The 20,159-nt window shown below is 55.4% G+C and carries 17 protein-coding genes and 7 tRNA genes; 5 read left to right on the top strand and 19 right to left on the bottom strand.

Going from position 1 to position 20,159, the window contains the following annotated elements; genetic code table 11:
* Positions 1-111: 111 nt before the first annotated feature.
* From JJB07_RS13195 to JJB07_RS13160, 8 genes are all read right to left on the bottom strand, one after another.
* Positions 112-186: transfer RNA gene (locus tag JJB07_RS13195), tRNA-Gly, on the bottom strand.
* Positions 187-189: 3 nt separating this feature from the next.
* Positions 190-265 (bottom strand) — tRNA-Thr (locus tag JJB07_RS13190).
* 3 nt (positions 266-268) lie between these two features.
* Positions 269-344, bottom strand: a tRNA-Asn gene (locus JJB07_RS13185).
* A gap of 5 nt (positions 345-349) precedes the next feature.
* A tRNA-Ala gene (locus JJB07_RS13180) sits at positions 350-425 on the bottom strand.
* Positions 426-429: 4 nt separating this feature from the next.
* Positions 430-513, bottom strand: a tRNA-Tyr gene (locus JJB07_RS13175).
* Between the two features lie 9 nt (positions 514-522).
* A tRNA-Met gene (locus JJB07_RS13170) sits at positions 523-599 on the bottom strand.
* A gap of 18 nt (positions 600-617) precedes the next feature.
* Positions 618-709 (bottom strand) — tRNA-Ser (locus JJB07_RS13165).
* A gap of 401 nt (positions 710-1,110) precedes the next feature.
* Positions 1,111-1,314 carry a cation transporter gene (locus JJB07_RS13160; protein WP_201635748.1) on the bottom strand — a complete coding sequence of 68 codons (204 nt, stop codon included), beginning with the start codon at positions 1,312-1,314 and terminating at the stop codon, positions 1,111-1,113.
* Between the two features lie 125 nt (positions 1,315-1,439).
* Between JJB07_RS13160 and JJB07_RS13155 the strand changes: the two genes are divergently transcribed.
* The 3 genes from JJB07_RS13155 (at position 1,440) to JJB07_RS13145 (ending at position 2,904) form a co-directional block, all read left to right on the top strand.
* Complete coding sequence (locus tag JJB07_RS13155) at positions 1,440-1,847, top strand: winged helix-turn-helix transcriptional regulator (RefSeq protein ID WP_201635746.1); 408 nt, start codon at positions 1,440-1,442, stop codon at positions 1,845-1,847.
* Positions 1,792-2,469, top strand: coding sequence for a Crp/Fnr family transcriptional regulator (locus JJB07_RS13150; RefSeq protein WP_201635744.1), 678 nt, complete (start codon positions 1,792-1,794; stop codon positions 2,467-2,469). Before JJB07_RS13155 ends, JJB07_RS13150 begins: the two co-directional genes overlap by 56 nt.
* A gap of 81 nt (positions 2,470-2,550) precedes the next feature.
* Positions 2,551-2,904, top strand: coding sequence for a group I truncated hemoglobin (locus JJB07_RS13145; protein ID WP_201635742.1), 354 nt, complete (start codon positions 2,551-2,553; stop codon positions 2,902-2,904).
* 36 nt (positions 2,905-2,940) lie between these two features.
* Here JJB07_RS13145 and JJB07_RS13140 read toward each other — a convergent pair whose 3' ends face one another.
* From JJB07_RS13140 to JJB07_RS13105, 8 genes are all read right to left on the bottom strand, one after another.
* Positions 2,941-5,085: an RNA degradosome polyphosphate kinase gene (locus JJB07_RS13140; RefSeq protein WP_201635740.1), complete on the bottom strand. Its 2,145-nt coding sequence runs from the start codon at positions 5,083-5,085 to the stop codon at positions 2,941-2,943.
* A complete protein-coding gene (locus JJB07_RS13135; RefSeq protein WP_201635738.1) occupies positions 5,082-5,687 on the bottom strand; it encodes an HD domain-containing protein in 606 nt (201 codons plus the stop codon). The genes JJB07_RS13140 and JJB07_RS13135 overlap by 4 nt, the downstream gene beginning before the upstream one ends.
* 23 nt (positions 5,688-5,710) lie before the next feature.
* On the bottom strand, positions 5,711-7,252 hold the full coding sequence (ppx, locus tag JJB07_RS13130) for an exopolyphosphatase (RefSeq protein WP_201635736.1): 1,542 nt from the start codon (positions 7,250-7,252) through the stop codon (positions 5,711-5,713).
* A gap of 93 nt (positions 7,253-7,345) precedes the next feature.
* The gene (locus JJB07_RS13125) at positions 7,346-8,302 is read right to left on the bottom strand and encodes a S41 family peptidase (RefSeq protein ID WP_201635734.1); all 957 of its coding nucleotides are present in this window, start codon (positions 8,300-8,302) and stop codon (positions 7,346-7,348) included.
* Positions 8,303-8,311: 9 nt separating this feature from the next.
* Positions 8,312-8,755 (bottom strand): NUDIX hydrolase, encoded by a 444-nt coding sequence (locus JJB07_RS13120; RefSeq protein WP_201635732.1) that lies wholly within the window; start codon positions 8,753-8,755, stop codon positions 8,312-8,314.
* 339 nt (positions 8,756-9,094) lie between these two features.
* Positions 9,095-10,975, bottom strand: coding sequence for a PAS domain S-box protein (locus JJB07_RS13115; protein ID WP_201635730.1), 1,881 nt, complete (start codon positions 10,973-10,975; stop codon positions 9,095-9,097).
* A gap of 12 nt (positions 10,976-10,987) precedes the next feature.
* Positions 10,988-11,854 carry a CheR family methyltransferase gene (locus tag JJB07_RS13110; RefSeq protein ID WP_201635728.1) on the bottom strand — a complete coding sequence of 289 codons (867 nt, stop codon included), beginning with the start codon at positions 11,852-11,854 and terminating at the stop codon, positions 10,988-10,990.
* 26 nt (positions 11,855-11,880) lie between these two features.
* Entirely contained in the window at positions 11,881-14,622 is a 2,742-nt protein-coding gene (locus JJB07_RS13105) for an ATP-binding protein (protein WP_201635726.1), read from the bottom strand.
* A gap of 208 nt (positions 14,623-14,830) precedes the next feature.
* On the opposite strand from JJB07_RS13105, the gene JJB07_RS13100 reads away from it, so the two are divergent.
* Positions 14,831-15,847, top strand: a complete 1,017-nt coding sequence (locus JJB07_RS13100; RefSeq protein ID WP_201635724.1) for an NADP-dependent oxidoreductase — start codon at positions 14,831-14,833, stop codon at positions 15,845-15,847.
* Between the two features lie 53 nt (positions 15,848-15,900).
* Here the strand turns inward: JJB07_RS13100 and JJB07_RS13095 are convergent, their stop codons facing one another.
* From JJB07_RS13095 to JJB07_RS13085, 3 genes are read right to left on the bottom strand one after another with little or no spacing between them, the layout of a single operon-like run.
* The gene (locus tag JJB07_RS13095) at positions 15,901-16,623 is read right to left on the bottom strand and encodes a LutC/YkgG family protein (protein WP_201635721.1); all 723 of its coding nucleotides are present in this window, start codon (positions 16,621-16,623) and stop codon (positions 15,901-15,903) included.
* Positions 16,607-18,118, bottom strand: coding sequence for a LutB/LldF family L-lactate oxidation iron-sulfur protein (locus JJB07_RS13090; protein WP_201635719.1), 1,512 nt, complete (start codon positions 18,116-18,118; stop codon positions 16,607-16,609). The genes JJB07_RS13095 and JJB07_RS13090 overlap by 17 nt, the downstream gene beginning before the upstream one ends.
* Positions 18,115-18,870 (bottom strand): (Fe-S)-binding protein, encoded by a 756-nt coding sequence (locus JJB07_RS13085; RefSeq protein WP_201635717.1) that lies wholly within the window; start codon positions 18,868-18,870, stop codon positions 18,115-18,117. Before JJB07_RS13085 ends, JJB07_RS13090 begins: the two co-directional genes overlap by 4 nt.
* 229 nt (positions 18,871-19,099) lie before the next feature.
* Here JJB07_RS13085 and JJB07_RS24405 point away from each other — a divergent pair, with 229 nt between their 5' ends.
* On the top strand, positions 19,100-20,080 hold the full coding sequence (locus JJB07_RS24405) for a L,D-transpeptidase family protein (RefSeq protein ID WP_201635715.1): 981 nt from the start codon (positions 19,100-19,102) through the stop codon (positions 20,078-20,080).
* The last annotated feature ends 79 nt before the right edge of the window (positions 20,081-20,159 follow it).

Raw genomic sequence — 20,159 nt, 5'->3', positions numbered from 1 at the left:
TATACGATGAAGTATACCGTATTTAGACAATTTCGACAAATGAAAGTATTGGCACACGAAAAAAGCGCCCTGATGATCCGTAGATCATCAAGGCGCTTCTCTTCAAACGTATGGAGCGGAAGACGGGATTCGAACCCGCGACCCTCGCCTTGGCAAGGCGATGCTCTACCCCTGAGCCACTTCCGCAGATGGTGCCTTTTACCGGAATCGAACCGATGACCTCATCCTTACCATGGATGCGCTCTACCTACTGAGCTAAAAAGGCAAATGGCTCCCCGAGCAAGACTCGAACTTGCGACCATCCGATTAACAGTCGGGCGCTCTACCAACTGAGCTATCGAGGAACAAATGGTGGAGAATAGCGGATTCGAACCGCTGACCCCCTGCTTGCAAGGCAGGTGCTCTACCAACTGAGCTAATCCCCCATTATGGTGGAGAGAGAAGGATTCGAACCTTCGAAGCTTACGCAACGGATTTACAGTCCGCCCCATTTGGCCACTTTGGTATCTCTCCATATGAAATTGGTAGCGGCGGAGGGATTCGAACCCCCGACCCTCCGGGTATGAACCGAATGCTCTAGCCAGCTGAGCTACACCGCCACACAGGAAGTTTAAAGATGGCGGAGAGAAGGGGATTCGAACCCCTGAGACGGTTTCCCGCCTACACGATTTCCAATCGTGCTCCTTCGACCAAGCTCGGACATCTCTCCGTGAGTTAAACTTGTAAAGTTTCGTTCATCGTCGGTGTTGTTTCGTTTGTCACCGGCGACACTTAGAACTATACCATCACTCTCGCAGTCTCTCAATCGACAAATTCGGCGAAAAATAGACAAATAGAACATTGAGTTCAACGTAGCTTTCGTTTTATTGTCCAATCTTCATTTTTCGTACACATCTGCTTAACAATCACGATCGAGTTGAAACACGACGAATTGAACCTCTCTCGGCAAGGTAAGGGCTGGTTTTTGGAGCAAGATGTGCCAGTCGTCAGATGATTTTCCGGTCGGAGTACGGTATGGTTAAAGGGACCAGAGAGAACTACAGAGAGACAAAGAAAAACGGCAGACGCTCCCCACGTCTGCCGTTTTTCGCGTATATGTGTGGCATTCGGTTAGACGACGTCGTACCCGGCCTCTTCGATCGCTTCTTTGACTCCGTCAATCGTGAGTTTCTGCGGGTCGAAGTGTACATCCACAGTTCCTGCCTCTAAGTTGACGACCGCTTTCTGGGCGCCTGCTTCCATCAAGGCGGTTTCGACTGCGGCCTTGCAGTGTCCACAGGACATGCCTTCCACTTTCAAGATGAATTGTTCCATGCTGACATCCCTCCTTCTGGTAGGAATCATATTCCACGAAACTCCAACCGTCAACCTATACCCTTTTTCGAACAGCCGATTTTCCTCTATAATAAGTAGAATGACTAAGTTCGGGAGTGATCCTCATGGATACAGAGAATACTGGGAAATTCAATTGCCCGATTGAGGCCACCCTTGCGGTGATCGGCGGCAAGTGGAAAGCGTTGATTCTATGGCACCTGCGCGACCGGGTCATCCGGTTTGGCGATCTTAGACGTATGATTCCCGGCATCACGCAAAAGATGCTGACCCAACAGTTGCGCGAGTTGGAACAGGACGGCTTGCTCCTGCGCACCGTGTATGCCGAAGTCCCGCCGAAAGTCGAGTACTCGATGACCGAATACGGGGAATCTCTACGTCCGCTGCTCAAGATGATGTGCGAGTGGGGCTTGATTCATATGCGCCAAGATGAAACCGTACGTAAGAAAGGGCCTGATTATGGAAACACTACATTTGTTAACGCACATCCCGCTGTTCCGGGGGTTGGACGATGAGGAGTTGGGGAAAATCTCCCAACTCTTGGTTCGTCGAAGCTTCGCGGAGAAAACGGGTCTTTTTTTGCAAGGGGAATCGTTGCAGACGGTCTATTTCATCGTCAGCGGCAAAGTGAAAATCTATCGCAATGACGAGAGCGGCCGCGAACAAGTCGTAACGGTGTTACAAGAGGGGGACATGTTTCCGCATGTCGGCTTTTTCTCCACCGGTGTCTATCCTGCCCATGCGGTGATGATCGAGAGCGGCGAAATGTTTACGCTCTCCACCGAACGCTTCCGTCACCTGATTGAATCCACTCCGTCGCTCTGTTTGAAGTTGCTCGCCGTCATCGAACACAAATACATGGAGCTGCAGTCTCGCCTCTCCGAGATGGTCATGCACGACACGCACGGACGTCTCGTGCTGATGCTCATCCGCCTCTCTCGCCTGCACGGAGAACCTCTGGAGGCTCGTACGCGGTTGAACATCCCGATCACCAATCAGGAATTGGCGAACATGATCGGGACCTCGCGCGAGACGGTGAACCGCACATTGAACCAATTGAAGCGGGACGGTGCGGTTGAGACAGCTCCGGACCTGCATCTGATCTTGGATGTTGGGAAATTAGAGCAGCTCCTGTGATTTATGTCACAACGTCCCTCCGACCCCGATGGTAGGATGAAGTCGTGAGATCAACCGGAACACACAAGGAGGAAATTCAACATGTCTCTCTACGAAAAACTTGGCGGTCAAGAATCCATCTCTGCGGTAGTCGATAACTTCTACGACCGCGTACTCGCCGATCCGACCATTAACGAATTCTTCAAGCACACCGATATGGAAAAGCAACGCCGTCACCAAGCTGCGTTCATCTCCTTCGCTCTCGGCGGCCCGCACCAATACAGCGGCAAGTCGATGGAGAAAGCTCATGCCGGCATGAACCTGCAAGAAGAACACTTCAACGCCGTTGCAAAGCACCTCGGCGATGCGCTCGCAGACTTCAACGTCCCGGCGGCAGACATCGACGCGGTCATCACCCACGTGGCGACGCTGAAAGATTCGATCATCCACCAATAAGAAAAAAGCCGACGGTCTTGGACCCGTCGGCTTTTTTTATTTGACGTGCGTTTTCGGAACCAAGCGGTTCACGTAGGTCTGCATTTCCTTCGCTTGTGCAAATTGCTCGGCTTCCTGCGCCAAATACATCTGGGAGTCCAACCAAACACCGTGTCCGGGACGGACTTTGTGATACGTGCCGTCGGGATGCAGGACGTGGCGTTTGACGTTGTCTTTGAGTTGGATGTTCAAGATGTGGACCAAGCGCTCGCGCAAGTCTTCTTGCTTGACCGGGAACAGAATCTCAATTCGATGCTCCATGTTGCGGGTCATCCAGTCGGCGCTGGAGAGGTACACTTCCTCGTCCCCGCCGTTTTGGAAGTAGAAGACCCGGCTGTGTTCGAGGAATCGCCCGACGATGCTGGAGACCTGAATGTGCTCGCTGACGTCTTCGAGGCCGGGGCGCAGGCAACAGATGCCCCGAATGATCAACTCGATGCGCACACCCGCACAGGAGGCGCGATAGAGCGCTTTGATCAGATCTTTGTCGGTCAGCGAGTTCATTTTGGCGATGATCAAACCCGGCTTGTCGATCGTGGAGACTTCAATCTCGCGATCGATCATGTCCAACAGTTTCTGCTTCAACCCGATCGGCGCCGTGACGATCTCTTCCCAATCCGGGGCGTTGCCGTATCCGGTCAAGTGGTTGAAAAACTCCGTCGCGTCATAGCCGAGTTCTTCGCGGGCGGAGAACATCCCGAGGTCGGTGTAGATGCGAGCGGTCACTTCGTTGTAATTGCCGGTGCTCAAGTGAACATAGCGGCGCAGTTGGTGTCCCTCTTGGCGGACGACCAGTGTGATTTTGGAGTGTGTTTTCAAGCCGACGAGCCCGTAGATGACGTGGCAGCCGGCTTTTTCTAACTTTTTGGCCCAGACGATGTTGTTCTCCTCGTCAAACCGCGCTTTGATTTCCAGCAACACCGTAACTTGCTTGCCGTTCTCCGCCGCTCGTGCCAAAGCGCTTACGATCGGCGAGTTGCCGCCGACCCGGTAGAGCGTCTGCTTGATCGCCAGCACGTTCGGGTCGTCCGCCGCTTGCGAGATGAAGTGCAACACCGGATCGAACGATTCATACGGGTGAAACACGAGGATGTCTTTGTGCTGGATCGCTTCGAAGATGCCGTTCTCCCCGATAAAATCATGCGGCGGCTGCGATTCGAACTCATCGAATTTCAAGTGCTCGACACCCGGAAGCGCATTGTAAAACTTCATGAAAAACGTCGGGTCGATCGGCCCGTCGATTTCGTAGATGTCATGCTGCGTCAAGTCGAGCCAGTCGGTGAGCATCTCCCGCAACGTCTCGCTCATCGTCGCGGCAATCTCCAACCGGACGGCGACGCCCATGCGGCGTTTTTTCAATTCCTTCTGAATCTCTTGCACCAAGTTCTCCGTCGTTTCTTCGTCAAACGACATGTCGGCGTCGCGGGTGATCCGAAACGCGGCGCTCTCGATGATCTTGTGACCGGAGAACAGCATCTTCATGTGCTGGCAGATCACGTCTTCGAGCAGAATGTAGTGCTTCGCCGTCGAGTCGTCCGTCGGCAGTTCGAGGAAGCGCGGGATCACCGACGGGACTTGCACGACGGCAAACAAATGCTTGGGCTTGTGGTGGTGCTGATCGTGCCTGTGGTCCGCTTGGAGCAAGACGCCCAAGTTCAAACTCTTGTTGGCGAGATGCGGGAACGGATGGGAGGCATCGACCGCCAAGGGCGTCAACACCGGAAAGATCTTGCGTTCGTAATAGTCTTCCAAAAACGCTTCCTGCTCCGCATTCAGCTCGATCGGTTTCAAAAATCGAATGTTCTCGCGGTGGAGTTCCGTCCAAATGTGATCGTCGAGGATCGAGTACATCCGCTCGACAAACGGATGCACGCGCTGTGCAATGGCACCTAACTGCTCCGCCGGAGTCATCCCCGCCTTGCTTTCCGGCTTGGTCGACCCGGTGCGGAACAGGTCCAGAATCCCGGCGACGCGCACCATGAAGAACTCGTCCAAGTTGGAAGAGGCGATCGCCAAAAACTTCAAGCGCTCCAACAGCGGATTGCTGGTATCGGTCGCTTCCTCCATCACGCGCTCGTTGAAGGAAAGCCAGCTCAATTCCCGATTGATATAGTACGTAGGGAGGTCGAAATGTTGTTTCATTGCGTAGGTGCTCCTTGAGTTCGTAGTGTTACCCAGTCAGAGGCCCCGTGGAGGACGATGTCGACGTTCCACGTTAAAAGCCCCAGCCGAAACTTGCCCAGCAAGTGTTCGGCGTTTTTTTCAACTTCGAAACCGCTCAGGTAGAGGTCGATCCGCCGTTCCTCCTCCTCGACTTCCACACGCTCGAGTTTCGTCCCTTGATCGTGTTCGTAGTCGAGCGCGTCTGCCATGCGCAACAGCGCAATCAGCGTGAGGGCGCGGGCATGGTGTTTGGCGGGGAGGTCTTCGAGGCGGACTTTTTTCTTGCGGTGGTTCAGCGCGAGCACAGACACCCACAGGCGCAACTCTTCCGGCCAACTCTCCAACAAGCGGTCGTGACGGATCAGATGGCATGAGTGCAGATGGTGTTTTTTGCTGTGAACGTAATGGCCGATGTCGTGCAGTTGGGCGGCATGTTCCAGCACCGCTCGGTCATGGGCGGTCACCACGTGCGTCAGACGGCCCAAGCCGTCGTAAAGACGCAGAGCCAGCCGTGCGACGTGTTGGGCGTGGGCGATGTTGGCTTGGTACTTCTCCTGCATCCGGGAAACGAGGTCGTCCACGGTGAGCCACCCCCTTTTTTCGCTTAGGGTTGAACTTCGATTAACTCGTAGGCGAACTTCTGTCCATAGGATTTGCTCATCGCCTCCAAGAGTTCGTTCACTTGGGCTCGGTCGATGATGTGTTTGGGAAGCACGCGGCATTGGAGCAGAATCTGGTCTCCGCGTTTTTCCAATTGAACGGAGCGGACTTGGCCTGCCAGCGGGCGATTGAAAAAGCGGGCAAGCAGACCGAGTTGCGCGAGACGCTTGATCGCCGGCAGTTCAGCCGGCGTGATCATGTCTTTGTGCTGGCTGAACTGTTTTTCCAGTTTCTTGTCGGTCTTGTAGGAAGCAAGCATCCCTGTGACCAAGCGTTGGTGGTGTGTCAGGCCGTAGAGCAAGACGTTGGTCAGCAGATAGAACGTATGCTGTGCGGCGTCGTAGGTGTTGATCGAGAGGCCGATGTCTTGGAGGAGGCCGGAAATCTGCAGCAAGCGGCGCTGACCGGCGTCTGCTTGGAGCAACCCGAGGTCTTGCAGTTGGTCAAACATCGAGACCGCGAGACGCGAGACCTGTTCGGCACGTACGCTGTTGACTCGGTCACGCTTCATCCATTGGCGGGCGCTGTAGAGCGAGACGTCTTCGAGAACGTTGTCGTTCTGTCCTTGCAAGATTCGTTCAAACATCAAACCGTCCCGCAAGCCTTTCGTCGAGATCACGAAGTGCTCGCTCCCCGTCACCTGCAACAACACGGAAAAAACGACCACGCCTGCGACGATGATGTCCCCGCGGTCTTTGGAGAGGCCCTTGATTTTCTTGCGCTTGTCAAGCGGTGTCTTGACGAGCGTTTGATAGCTGTCCGCAATGTCCGCGGAGTTCAACGTATAATGATGCAAGCTTTGGAACGAGTAGTTGCGTTTCTTTTGGTGCATGTTCCCGACGTTGCGCGCCGCACCGCCCATCGCAATCAGCGGAACGGGACGTAAGCGTTTGGTCAGCCACGGAGCACTCGCGAATTGCTCGCGGAGAAACTGTTCGAGGTTCTTGAGTTCCTCGGGAGTGGGCAAGTCGCCTTTTAAAAAGCGCTGTGTCAGAGACACGGCACCGAAGGGGAACGATATTTTATGTACGCAGACCCGGTCTTCTACCCACGTCACTTCGGTGGAGCCGCCGCCGATGTCGACGGTGAACGCATCGCGAAGGTTCATCGTGTTGACGACCGCGAGATAGCCGTAGTGCGCCTCCTCAGGTCCGGAGAGGATGCGGATGGAGATGCCGGTTTCGCGTTCGATGGCCTCGCATAATTCGGGGCCGTTTTTGGCTTGACGCATCGCGGCGGTGGCAACGCCGACGATTTCGGTGACGCCTCGCCCGTCGCAGATGTCCTTGAAACGGCGCAGACAGTCGAGCGTAAGTTGGACGCCTTCGTCGTCGAGGACGCCGTCCTGGGTGATGTGCGAGCTGAGGCGGAGGACTTGCTTGACGTTGTCCGCTTCAAACAGCATCCCCTGCTGGTCCTGTTCGTAGAGCACGAGACGCGCCGAGTTGGAGCCGAGGTCGATGATGGCAAGCTGAGTTATGTTCACAGAATCCCCACTTTTTCTTGATTTCTACAGATATTATACCACTGCGTCCACACAAAAACGCACCTCCCCCGCGGAGATGCGTTTTTTCACAGACTACTCGCGATCTGCAGCCGTATGCAATTCTTTTAAAAAACGACCGTTCCCATACGCCTCCGGTCGCAGGGAGACCTCTTCTGCGATCTCCTTCAGCGCTTCACGATACGCCCACTCAAACGCGGCGTCCGCTTCGAGTGCAACATGCGGTGTGACACCCTTGCCTTCCCAATTCGTTTGGGTGATCGGGTTGATCGAACGCTTCATGGGAATGAACACGGAGAAATTCTCGTGTACTTTCACCATCCCGCCCGGATTCGCGCCGCCGCGCGTCACTTCTCCGACGATGGTCGCCCGCTTCAGTTGTTGCAAGTTGTACGTCAACTCCTCCGCCGCCGAGAACGTCCGGCGAGAAGTCAGCACATAGACCGGCTTCCCGAGATACCGCGCTTCCGGCACGTACGGCAAACTCCAATACTCTTGCGTCGAGTTCGTGCGACGGGAATAAATCGTATTGAGCAACACCGGCTCTGCTCCCAAAAAGTACGAACACAGCAATTGCACCATCTCCGGTTGCCCGCCCGAATTCTCCCGCATGTCGAGAATCATCGCCCCCGTGTGCTTCAAAAAGGCCATCGCCCCGCGCAGCGTGTCGCCGGCCAGATCTGGAGAATGAAACGCGTCCATCTTGAGGTAGCCGACATTCCCTGCCAGCCGCTCGACTTTTGAAAAGCCAAAATTCATCAATTCAAGATGGCGCCGAAGCGAGGAGGCATCCCTTGGAGAACGTTCACTCGGCGTCTCGTTGTAGACGACTCGCACATGCAGATCTCGACAGACCGCCCGCAAATCGTCTGTCAGTTGCAAAGCGAACTCCTGCGGCGATTGATCTCCGTCATAGCCGCCTGCTTTCCACTTGCCGAGGAGGACTTCCGCCATCTCCTCGCCGACTTCGGGAAACACATACTCCCGTGCCAGTTGCACCGCCAACTCTTCAATCACCGCTCCTTGAAACATCGAACTCCCTCACTCTCCCGGTTGCCAACCGTAACTGTCAAACCAAACCCCTGCGTGGTAATTTTCAATCGCTTTGCGGACATACGGAATCATATTGTCGGGCAATTCATCGAGCCCAAACCACGACAGATCGTCACACTTGTCCGGCTCGGTGTTGACCACTTCCCCCGACCAAACGGAAACGGATACGTAAAAATCCACGCGTTCATCGTTCGCACGGCGATGCATGACGCCTACGACTTGCACGTCAGCAGGCTTGATCACCACGCCGCACTCTTCGTGCGCCTCGCGAATCGCCGCCGAGATCACTTCTTCCCCGCCGTCCAGATGCCCGGCCGGCACGCTGTAGTTGCCGTCCTCGTACCCGGTGTTGAAGCGTCTCAGCAGCAAAATTTCTCCATCGCGCACAAAAAACAGATGCACCGCAACGGGCATCGTAAACCACTTCGACATGAATCTGCCTCATTTCGAACCTCGTTTTATTTGGTAAATTCAGCATACCCGATCTGTAACGTTTTGCCAAAGGCTTGCATCTCTGTAAATTCCCGTGTATACTAAGTGAATCGCAAGGTAGCTGGACAAGAGTGTTAATGCAGAGATCTAATTTGTCATATTGGTGTGTGTACAAGATCTTAGACTTTCCCACGATTCACAACAGGCGTGGCCCAGGAGCCATATGGTCGCATGAGAGGTAGGGCATGCGATGTTTCGACAGTCACTCCTGTCTGGCAAACTACACATAATAAAGCCCAAGGACTTCCGTCCTTGGGCTTTTTTCATATCTCGATGCACTTAGAGCGCGAATCTCACGAGGAACGTCGTGCCGGTCTCGCCCGTTTTGACCTCAATCCGGGCTCCGTGGCGAGCGGCTACGCTGTAGCAGACGGCGAGACCAAGCCCGGTGCCTGTCTCCTTGGTCGTGACAAACGGGGTGCCGATCTTCTCCAACATCTCGGGCGGGATGCCCGGCCCTTGGTCGCAGATTTCCAGCACCACGTCTCCCTCGTCACGTCCGGTGCGAATTGTGAGCAACCCGCCGGAAGACATCGCTTCCAAACCGTTGAGCGCGAGGTTCAAGATGACCTGCCGAATTTCTTTTTCATCCAAGTCCAAGTTCGGGATGTCGGTCAGCTCCAACTTCACGTCTTTGTCAGACATCAACGCTTCCGCTTGAATCAGCGGGAAGATCGCGTCGACGATGTTGTTGAGGCTTGTGGCTTCGCGATTGGTTGTCTTGTTCTTGGCAAGCGTCAAGAATTCGGTGATGATCGCGTTCGCCCGGTCGAGCTCGGCGACCATGAGTTCAATGTTTTCGTACGAGGGCGGGTTTGCGTTTTTCCTGGACATTTGGAGGAAGCCGCGCACGGTGGTCATCGGGTTGCGAATTTCGTGCGCGATCCCCGCCCCCATCTCGCCGATCAAGTTGAGACGCTCCAAGCGCGCCATCTCTTTCTCAAACATCATCCGGTCGGTGATGTCGGTGATCAAGATCAACTGACACGGTTCGCCGTGCAACTCGATCTCCTCTGTGGAGAGCAAGCCTTGGCGCACAACGCCGGAGGCGGTCTCATAGGAAACGCGTGCATTGCGCACGCTTCGCTGCCATTCCGGTTGATGAGGTGTCAGCCGTTCTTCCTCGCCCCAAGGGGTCAAGCGCAGCAGGTCGGAGGTCGCCCCACGGACATCGTCCGCGCTGTATCCGGTCACATCCACCCAGTAGTCGTTCACGTCCAGATAGCGACAGTCGAGCAAGGAACGGATCGCAATCGCGCTCGGGCTCGACTGAAAAATTTTGCGGAACCGCTCCTGCGAGCGGAACAAATCCTGCGTGCGCTCGACCACCAAGTTTTCTAACAGGTGGTATTGTTCGGTGCGTGCCGCTTCGATCTGCTTGCGCTCTGTGATGTCGCGAATCGAGCAGACGTAGATGTGCTGGCCCTCAAGCGACGCTTCCCCGATTTGCATGTCCACCGGGAACGAGGTCCCATCAAGACGCACAGCTGTCGATTCCACCGTCTTTCCGATGCCCAGGCCCGCCACTTCGACGAGCGTGGACACCGGTTTTCCTTGCAAAGCGGACGGCTCATACCCGAACATCTCAACCACGGCCGAATTGACAGAGAGAATCGTGCCGGCTTCCTCGTAGGTGACGATGGTGTCCCGTGACGTTTCGCCGATCATCCTTGCCAACGCTTCTGTACGGCGCAACTCCGAGGAAGTCCGTTTGAGCAACTTGTTGGCTTCCTCCAACTCGCGCGTGCGCTGCTTTAAAATCTCGCGGTCGCGGTGGATTTTTACGAAACTCTCCACTTTCAGACGAAGCGTGTCGGGGTGGAACGGCTTGAAAATATAATCGTTCGCCCCCACCGCATAGCCGTGATGGACATGTTCGGTCGCTTGGTGAATCGCCGTAATGAAGATGATCGGGATGTGTCGGGAGCGTTCGCGGGCTTTGATCAGCTTGGCGGTTTCAAATCCGTTCATCCCCGGCATCTGCACATCGAGCAGAATCACCGCAAACTCTTCCTTTAATACACACTTCAACGCTTCCTCTCCCGAAGTTGCGCTGACCAAACGGTAGTGCGGTTGTTGCAACACCGCTTCGAGCGCCAACAAGTTTTCGGGTCGGTCATCGACCATGAGGATGTTGACTTCCTGTTGATTCAGTCCCATGTCATCGCCTCATTATTTGATCTTCCGGTACAACTTCTCAGCTGGATCGACTTCCTCATAGTGAACGGCGAGTTTCGTCAGCGCCAGCCCTTCCCGACTGCCAAGCGCAAGGATGCCCCCGTCGCTCAAGCTGTCATAGAACAGCCCGTGTACACGGTTTTGTAACGACTGATCAAAGTAGATCATGACGTTGCGGCAAACAATCACATGAAACTCATTAAACGAGCGGTCCGTCACCAAATTATGTTGCGCGAACACGATGTTCTCTCGCAAAAATGGATGGAACGCCACTGTTTCATGTATAGCGCTGTAATACTCTGAAAATGCCTTGGACCCTCCGGCGTTGAGGTAGTTCTTGGTGTAAAGCTGCATGCGCTGGAGCGGAAACTCACCACGTTCCGCCCGCTGGAGGCTTTTTTCGTTCATGTCGGTCGCATACAGCCGAGCTTTTTGATACAAACCAACTTCATGCAAGAGGATCGCCATCGAATAGACTTCTTCGCCCGTCGAGCAACCGGCATGCCAGATGCGGATGTACGGATACTCGCGCAAGATCGGCACGACGCGCTGACGAAACGCCCGGAAAAACGACGGGTCACGGAACATCTCCGTGACATTGACGGAAAAGTCGTTCAGCATGCGTTCCATCACTTTCGGATCGTGCAGGACTTTATCCTGCAACGCCGAGATCGAATGCAGTTTCTCCGCCCGCATCCGGTGCTGGATGCGGCGGTTGAGGAACGGCAACGAATAATTCTTAAAATCAAATCCGTGGAGCCGGTAGATTCCTTCCATGAGAAGCTGCATCTCGATACGCTCGACTTCTCCAATCTCCAAGAAGTCATGAGCGTCCCGCCGCACGTCATCAAACTCTTCCATATGGCGTGCTCCTCCTCTCTGCCCGCTTACCGATACAACCACACCCGCATCAACGAGAACAACTGCTCCAAATTCAACGGTTTGGAGATGTAATCGGATGCCCCGGCGTCGATGCACTTCGCCCGGTCGTTTTTCATCGCTTTGGCTGTCAAGGCGATGATCGGCAGGTCTTCCCCGCCCGGTATCTGGCGGATCAAGCGCATCGCCTCATATCCATCCATCTCCGGCATCATAATATCCATCAGCACCAAGTCCACGTCGAGGTTCTCGCGGAGCATCTCCACGCCTTCGCGCCCGTTTTCTGCAAAGATCACTTTCATCTGCTGAGCTTCCAGCGCGGTCGTCAACGCGAAGATGTTGCGCATGTCGTCATCGACCAGCAACACTTTTTTCCCTTCCAAGGGGCATTCTGCAGCCGTCACGTTGTCGGGGGTCGAAATCTCAGTTTCAGCGTCTGCGAGCGTGACGGCCACTTCCGCCTCTTCGTTTGCGTCAAAAAGCGCCGCACTCGTTACGCCTTGCGTCGGTTGATACTCAGTTGGCAGATAGAATGTGAACGTGGAACCACGGCCCTCGACCGAGATCACTTCCAGAGTTCCGCCCAAGAGTTGCGCGATCTCGCGGGAGATCGAGAGGCCGAGTCCCGTGCCGCCGTACTTGCGGGATGTGGTGCCGTCCGCTTGACGGAACGCTTCGAAGATCACTTCTTGCTTGGATTTCGGGATGCCAATCCCGGTGTCGGTGACGGAAATCGCCAGCACGGACGGCGATTGCGCCAAGGGCGTGCCTTCTGCAAATGCTCGGTTTTCTGCGAGGCGAATGTCGAGGTGTACCCCGCCCGCTTCGGTGAACTTGAACGCGTTGGAGAGCAAGTTTTTCACGATCTGTTGGAGTCGCACTTCGTCTGTGTAGACGGCGCCCGGCACATTGGCGTGAACGTTCACGGTGAAAGCAAGCCCTTTTTGACGGGCGAGAGGTTCGAATTGTCGTTCTGCGAACCGTCGCACGTCTTCGAGCAGAATTTCTTCTAAATGAACGTCCATCTTGCCCGATTCCACTTTGGAGAGATCGAGGACGTCGTTGATCAAGTTCAGCAAGTCGTTGCCGGAAGCATGGATGGTATTCGCAAAGTCGATCTGCTTCTGACTCAAGTTGCCGTCCACATTCTCCGCCAGCATCTGGGCGAGGATCAACAGCGAGTTCAGCGGAGTCCGCAATTCATGCGACATGTTGGCGAGGAATTCCGACTTGTACTTCGAGGAGAGCACCAATTGGCGGGCCTTGTCTTCCAAGTCCACTTTGGTTTTCTGCAACTCGCGGGTTTTCGTCTCGGAGTTGTTGTATTGCTCCTCCAGCTTTTCGTTGATCGTTTTGAGTTCTTCCTGTTGGAGTTGCAATTCTTCGGACTGGCTTTGCAACTCTTCGGTCATCGCCTGCGATTCTTTGAGCAGTTTTTCCACTTGCATGTGGTAGGCGATCGAGTTGATCGTGGTGCCGACGTTTTCCACCACTTGGTTGAGCAGGGTGCGTTGGCTGTCCGTGAAGGGTTCGAACGACGCCAACTCGATCACGGCCCGCACTTGACCTTCGTACTCAACGGGCAGGACCAAGATACAAGTGGGAGTGGCGGAACCCAGTCCCGAGGTGATGCGTATGTACCCGTCCGGGATGTCGGTCAGCAGAATGGCGCGATTCTCCTGCGCACATTGACCGACCAAGCCTTCGCCGATGCGGAAGCCCTCTGCTGCGAGGTCTTGTTCGTTGTCGGCGTACGCCGCCAACTTCACCAGACGCTGTTGGTCGCGGACTCCTTCTCTTAGATAGAAGACTCCATAGCTGGCCGAAACCAAAGGTGCGAGCTTCGACATCAGCAAACCGGCGAGCGATTGCAGGTCTTGCACGCCTTGGTACATCGTCGTGATCTCGGCAAACTTGGTCTTCAACCAGCTTTGCTCTTGGATGGCCGCTTGGAACTCGCGCTCGTGGCGGGCGTGGTCTTCCAGAGCCTCCGCCATGGCGTTGAAAGCTTTGGAGATTTCACCGACCTCGTCCTGCGTTTTCACTTCGATGCGCGGCAAGTCTTCCTTGGACCCTTCTGTGACGCGGGTGATGACCGATGCGACATAGCGCAGGGAACCGGTCGTGCTGCGCACAACCCCGAATGCAATGAAGCCGCCGACGATCAGCGAGAACAAAATCAAGCCCACCGTGAATTTTACAGCCAAGTTGTAGGTTTTGGTCGCGTCCTGCAACGCAGTCTCCATCCGGTTTTCCTGCACGGCTTTTAACTGCTCCACCGTATCGAACAACGCGATCCGATCAATCTGCAAGTTGCCTTGCAACAACGCCACGGCGTCCTCATGTTGACCGGCGCGCGCCATTTCGATCAAGCGGTTGAGATTCCGGTCAAACGAGATGCTCTGCGTGCGGAGTTGGGCGACGTATGTCTTGGCATCGTCAATCTCCACAGATTTTTCAAGGAGTTGCATCGCTTGTTCTTCCCGCGTCTTGGAAGCGGTAATGTCTTGCACCGTCGTGTCCAGGGCACTCTGCTTGTTGTCCAACACCAAAGAGTAGAGTTCACGGTTGATGTTGCTGATTTCGTACCGCACAGCCGTTACGTTTTTTAGCTTCGCATAGCGGTCCTTCACGATGTCATTCATGCTGCCGTTCAAGTTGCTGAGCATGTTCAAAACCAACAACAGCATCAAAATCACCAACGCAAGGACCGCTCCAAACCCTGTGTAGAGCTTTGTTTTAATGTTCATGGATCGACCCTTCCTTTTTAAAAGATAAGTAGTACAGTATTAGACGTTTCGCTAACACAAGCCCCATTCCTGCTTGCTCTGCGAATCTTGCCCAAACCACGCTTGACTTTCGAATCTAAAGTAGGTTACATTCATGAAGTAATACAATCACGTCTACCACCCATACATATGCAACTTGCGTCTATCTTTGCACAAGGAGTGAAGTACCTTGACGAATCGAAAAAACCGCCAGTTCCTGCTCACCAGCCGTCCGGTCGGGATGCCCGCCGATGAAAACTTTGAACTGCGCGAGGTGACTCTTCCTGACTTGGAGGACGGTCAAGTTCTCGTGCGCACGCTCTATCTGTCTGTTGACCCGTACATGCGCGGTCGCATGAGCGATGCGAAATCGTACGTGGAGCCGTATCCACTCGGCGAAGTCCTGCAAGGGGGCGTCGTCGGGGAAATCGTGGAGAGCAAAAACGAACGCTGGCAACCGGGCGATGTGGTCGTCGGCTTGCTGGGTTGGCAAGATTTCAGCGTCTCCAACGGGCGCGGTCTGTTGAAAATCGACCCGTCCGTCGCGCCGATCTCCACTGCGCTCGGCGTTGTCGGGATGCCCGGTCTGACCGCGTACTTCGGTCTGCTTGAAATCGGCCAACCGCAAGAGGGCGAAACGGTCGTCGTCTCCGGTGCTGCCGGTGCTGTCGGCACGATCGTCGGCCAGATTGCCAAGATCAAAGGCTGCCGTGTGGTCGGGATCGCCGGGGACGACGAGAAGTGCGCGTATCTCACCCACGAACTCGGCTTCGATGTCGCGATTAACTACAAAACCACGGCAGACATGCGCGCTGCGTTGAAGGAAGCCTGCCCGAACGGGGTAGACGTGTACTTTGACAACGTCGGCGGCGAAATCACCGATGCCGTCATGAGCCGCATCAACTTCCAAGCACGCATCGCAATCTGTGGTCAAATCTCCCAGTACAACTTGGAGAAGCCGGACCTCGGCCCGCGCGTGTTCACGCAACTGCTGAAAAGCAGTGCCCTCGCCAAAGGGTTTATCGTCAACGACTATGCCAAGCAACACAAAGAAGGCATGCAACAACTCGGCCAGTGGGTCATGGAAGGCAAGATCAAATACCGCGAGAACATCGTCGACGGACTTGAAAACGTCGTCGAAGCGTTCCTCGGCCTCTTCCGCGGCGACAACATCGGCAAGCAATTGGTCAAAGTTGCAGACCTGTAAGCGAAGCAGCGAAAAAAGGCGTTACACTCCCACGAGTGTAACGCCTTCTTTTTTTACCCCAAGAGCAGTGCGTAGACGATTCCCGGTCCGTGTACCCCGATGGTCAAGTCATTCTCGATGTCTGCCGAGCGACTTGGCCCCGTGATGAAGTGGACACCTGCGGGAAGTGTTGTGCCGTATTGCGTTTGCAGAGCGGTCAGCACTTCGCCCATGCGCGTTTTGAGGTCTTCTACTTGGATGATCGTGATCAGAGCGGTTGGCAAGAGAGAGACGGAACGGCCCTTGCCCGCGTCCGAGGTGACGCAGACCGTTCCGGTTTGTGCGATGGCATGATCGGCGACGACGATTCCGATGTCAGCTCCGGCTGCCTTGGCTTTCAAGTTCAGAGCGTCGTCCGAGTTCCAGACAGTCATCTCCACATGCGGGAGCCGGGCTTCTACGTTGAGGTCTTGCAACAGCTCATGATCCCAGCGCACGAGATTCTTCGCGCCGAGGGTGTCCGCAACTTCTGCGACGAACGCCGACAGCGCCTCTTTTTCCGAAAAACGTCTGACGATGCCGCCGAGCCCGTTCCAATTGTGGACGAACAGCGCGACTCGCTCCTCCTCCGAGATTTCGTACCGTTGCCAGAAATCAGGCGCGCCGCGATGCGGGTGTGCCGGTTTTTCTGTGAGGCGCGGGCGTCCGAGACGGTTGGCGATGCCGTCCAAGAATGCGTGTTGCCTTTGCTGAGATTGCTCGTTGAGTTTCGCCAACATCTCATGCTTGTTCGTCATCGGACGTCCTCCTTTTTTTCAGAATCTCGGTCATTCGGTCGCGCATGGACGGCTCCATCTCGACAGGGTGTCCGTTTAGCTCGCGTTCCAACGCTTTCCATGAATCGCGAAACGAAACTTCTGCGAGGGCCGGCGCATGACGATGAGCGGTCCAGCCTTTGAGGGGTCCGATCTTCGCTTTGATCTTGCCGTTTCGCACGAAAAATTTCTGCCCGGTGACGCCCAGTCGAATCAAACGTCGAAACCGCTTGTGATCGCCCGTCGCGTACCCGAACGCCTGCATCGCGAGTTGCTCGGTTTTCGGCGTGTACCCGGCTTCCACGTACTGACGGCGGATGTGAACCAGCATGTCGTGCAGTGGAATTTTGACAGGGCACGCGTCGTAACAAGCTCCGCAGAGCGTCGAAGCGTACGCAACTTCGCCCCATTTTTCCTGATCGTCTTGCAAGCGCGGGGTCAGCACCGCCCCGATCGGGCCGCTGTAGACCCAGCCGTACGAATGCCCGCCGACGTGGCGGTACACCGGGCAGACATTCAAACAAGCGCCGCATCGGATGCAGTTCAGCACCTCTTGAAACTCCGGGTCGCCCAGTTGTTTCGAGCGCCCGTTGTCCACGAGGATGATGTGCAGATCGTCCGGCCCGTCCGAGTCCTGCGTGCGGCGCGGTCCGGTGATAACCGACATGTAGACGGTCAACTTCTGCCCGGTTGCAGAGCGCGGGAGCATCGTCGCCATCACTTCCAGATCCTCAAGCGACGGCACGATGCGCTCCATGCCCATGAACGTGATCTGGGTCTTTGGCAACGTGGAAACCATCCGGGCGTTGCCTTCGTTGGAGAACAGCACCATCGACCCCGTTTCGGCCACTGCAAAGTTGCACCCCGTCACGCCGATGTCCGCTTCAAGAAACTTCTCCCGCAATTTGCGACGAGCAAATCCCGCCAGCACCTCCGTGTCGGGCGGCAAGGTCATGCCCGCCTCTTGGGAAAAAAGGTCTGCGACCTGCTGTTTGTTTTTGTGAATCGCCGGGATGATGATGTGCGACGGCGTTTCGTCCGCCAGTTGGATGATGTATTCGCCGAGATCGGTCTCTACGGTTTCGATGCCGTGTTGTTCAAGAGCTTCGTTCAGGTGAATTTCCTCTGAGACCATCGACTTCGACTTGACGACCGATTGCGCGTCGCTTGCTTTGGCGATTTGCATCGCGATCTCAACCGCTTCGTCTGCCGTGGCGGCGAAGTGGATGTGTGTACCGTGACGGCGGGCGTTTTCAATGAAAAGTTCTAAGTAATAGTCGAGATTTGCAATCGTGTGCAGGCGAATCGCCCGGGCCCGCTCCCGCCAGTCCTCCCAGCGGCCGAGCTCTTCGGTGGCGGCCGCTTTTTGCGTGCGGAGTTTGGTCGTGGTGAACTTGACGGCGTTCCGCAAGAACTCGTCGTTGAGCGCGACTTGCACGCGTTCGCGAAGGGGTATCGTCGGGTTGAAGCCGCTCATCTCGTCAACTCTCCTCTCGCGTCGGCCAACCCGACAGCTTCACAGAGCAGTTCTGCGAGATGCAGGACTCGTACCCGCTTGCCTTCATACGACAAGCGGCCCCCGATGTTCATCAGACAGCCCATGTCGAGCCCGACCAAGACTTCTGCTTGCGTTTCCAAGATGTGTTCCGTTTTCTCCTCGACCATCGCCGCCGAGATGTCAGACATCTTGACCGCAAACGTCCCGCCGAATCCGCAGCAGTCCTCGGCAAACGGCAGAGGCACAAGGTCGAGGTGATGGACATTTTTTAAGAGGGTCAGAGGCTCTTCGTCGATGCCAAGCAAACGCGTGGCGTGGCAGGACGGATGGTAGGTGACCCGCGCAGGATATACACCGCCAAGATCGGTGACGCCCAGAACGTGGACGAGGAACTGGGAGAACTCGTACGTTTTTTCCTTCAACGCGCGGGCTTGGGCGACGAGTTGGTCATCGCCCGCGAACAGTTTTTCATAAAAGTGGTGAACCATTCCCGCACACGATCCCGACGGCACGACGACGAAATCACTGTCTGCGAAAGCCTCGAGAATCGTGTTTGCAGCAACACGCGCAGGTTCCCAATAGCCGCTGTTGAACGCCGGCTGTCCGCAGCAAGTCTGCACTTCCGGAAAATGCAAGAGCACCCCGTAGCGGTGCAACACCTTCGCCATCGCTTCCCCGACACGCGGGTATACGGCGTCGGAGAGGCAGGTGATCCAGACGGAAACTTTCATCGATACACCTCTTTACCAAATGAAAAAAGGGAGCCCTGGGTCCCCTTTTTTACGATCTATGTGTAGTGGTCTACATGTCTACTTTTTTTAACTGTACTTGGTTCATCCATTCCCTGTCAAGCGGTGGAAAATGAGTCTGAAGACCTATGTGGGAAAGCATGCCAAAAACCGATATCTTCCTTATAAGATTGTTCGTTCAGACCACCACAGACGTGAGGGGGGCACCCTCGTGCAACAGCCCGACTACCGGGATCATTTGAAAAAACACCCCCGCGATGCGGAGATGCGCTACCAGTACGGAAGTTTTTTGGAATCTCTGGGGAAATTGCGGGAGGCGCAGGAGCAGTACAGTTTGGCGGCGCAGGAAGGTCATTTGGCTTCGATCATTCGGTTGAAGCAACGGACGTTTTCCGGGTCGGATGATAGAGAGAGGAATGGGCAGACAGCGGAGCCCCCTTTTTTGAAAAAACGCTCTCGGGAGAAGCGGAAGCGTTTTTGGGCGGGGACGATGCTGTTTTTGGTGTTGTTTCATTTGTTGACGCTGTCTGTGGGGATGGATCGGCTGTATGAGATGTTTTCGGTGTCGCACACAAAGCCGAGCGATTTGCCGAAGTTGGTGGTGGAGAATGGGCGTCAGCGGTTTACGGAGTTGTACGGACGTGATCTCAACGGATACGGGGACTTGATGCGTCCACAGCCGGTGAACGTGCTCAGCGAGTTGTCGCCCGATCTCTTGACGGCGACGCAGTGTCCTTGTGGGTTGGAGGATGTGGGACTTGAGTTGCATTATTATCCGGAGGCGAATCTCTTGGCGTTGGTGCGCGGGGAGGAGATTCTCACGCTCTACCCTGTCGCTTCCGGTCCGCCGATGCCGTTTACGAAATCGTACGTGTCGCGCCGAGTTGTGAATCCAAACGGCGGCAAGGGCCCGTGGGGCACGCGCGGGATGGAGTTGCAGGAAGGGTACGCCATTCACGGGACGAACCAGTTGGAGCTCATCGGGCAGGGAGATGTGACCAAGGGGTGCTTGCGGATGCGCAATGTGGACATCGAGACGCTGTATCCGTATGTGTCGCTGGGGACGCCGTTTTTTGTGGTGCCGGGTCGTCCGGGAGAGGCCACGTTCCCCGAGGGACTGCCCCCGCTTGGCGAGTTGCTGCATCCGGAGAAGGAAGAGACGCCGGGGGTCGTGTATCAGTGGAAGGCGTGACAGGTGGGAAAAAGCGAGAGTGGAACACGTTGTTGTGATGGAAAAAGCGAGCGGACGTCGTGGGACGTCGGCTCGCTTT

Source organism: Tumebacillus amylolyticus (assembly GCF_016722965.1).
In the GTDB taxonomy this organism is placed as follows: domain Bacteria; phylum Bacillota; class Bacilli; order Tumebacillales; family Tumebacillaceae; genus Tumebacillus; species Tumebacillus amylolyticus.
The sequence above is the reverse complement of the archived record's forward strand: the minus strand, read 5'-3'. Positions and strand labels throughout refer to the sequence as shown.

Coding starts and splice junctions, on each gene's coding strand:
- JJB07_RS13115 (WP_201635730.1), bottom strand. CDS start 10,975: ATGGGACTGAATCAACAGGAAGTCAACATCCTCATGGTCGATGACCGA.
- JJB07_RS13085 (WP_201635717.1), bottom strand. CDS start 18,870: ATGAAAGTTTCCGTCTGGATCACCTGCCTCTCCGACGCCGTATACCCG.
- JJB07_RS13095 (WP_201635721.1), bottom strand. CDS start 16,623: ATGACGAACAAGCATGAGATGTTGGCGAAACTCAACGAGCAATCTCAG.
- JJB07_RS13160 (WP_201635748.1), bottom strand. CDS start 1,314: ATGGAACAATTCATCTTGAAAGTGGAAGGCATGTCCTGTGGACACTGC.
- JJB07_RS13120 (WP_201635732.1), bottom strand. CDS start 8,755: ATGTCGAAGTGGTTTACGATGCCCGTTGCGGTGCATCTGTTTTTTGTG.
- JJB07_RS13125 (WP_201635734.1), bottom strand. CDS start 8,302: ATGTTTCAAGGAGCGGTGATTGAAGAGTTGGCGGTGCAACTGGCACGG.
- JJB07_RS13155 (WP_201635746.1), top strand. CDS start 1,440: ATGGATACAGAGAATACTGGGAAATTCAATTGCCCGATTGAGGCCACC.
- JJB07_RS13150 (WP_201635744.1), top strand. CDS start 1,792: ATGGAAACACTACATTTGTTAACGCACATCCCGCTGTTCCGGGGGTTG.
- JJB07_RS13140 (WP_201635740.1), bottom strand. CDS start 5,085: ATGAAACAACATTTCGACCTCCCTACGTACTATATCAATCGGGAATTG.
- JJB07_RS13145 (WP_201635742.1), top strand. CDS start 2,551: ATGTCTCTCTACGAAAAACTTGGCGGTCAAGAATCCATCTCTGCGGTA.
- JJB07_RS13105 (WP_201635726.1), bottom strand. CDS start 14,622: ATGAACATTAAAACAAAGCTCTACACAGGGTTTGGAGCGGTCCTTGCG.
- JJB07_RS13110 (WP_201635728.1), bottom strand. CDS start 11,854: ATGGAAGAGTTTGATGACGTGCGGCGGGACGCTCATGACTTCTTGGAG.
- JJB07_RS13090 (WP_201635719.1), bottom strand. CDS start 18,118: ATGAGCGGCTTCAACCCGACGATACCCCTTCGCGAACGCGTGCAAGTC.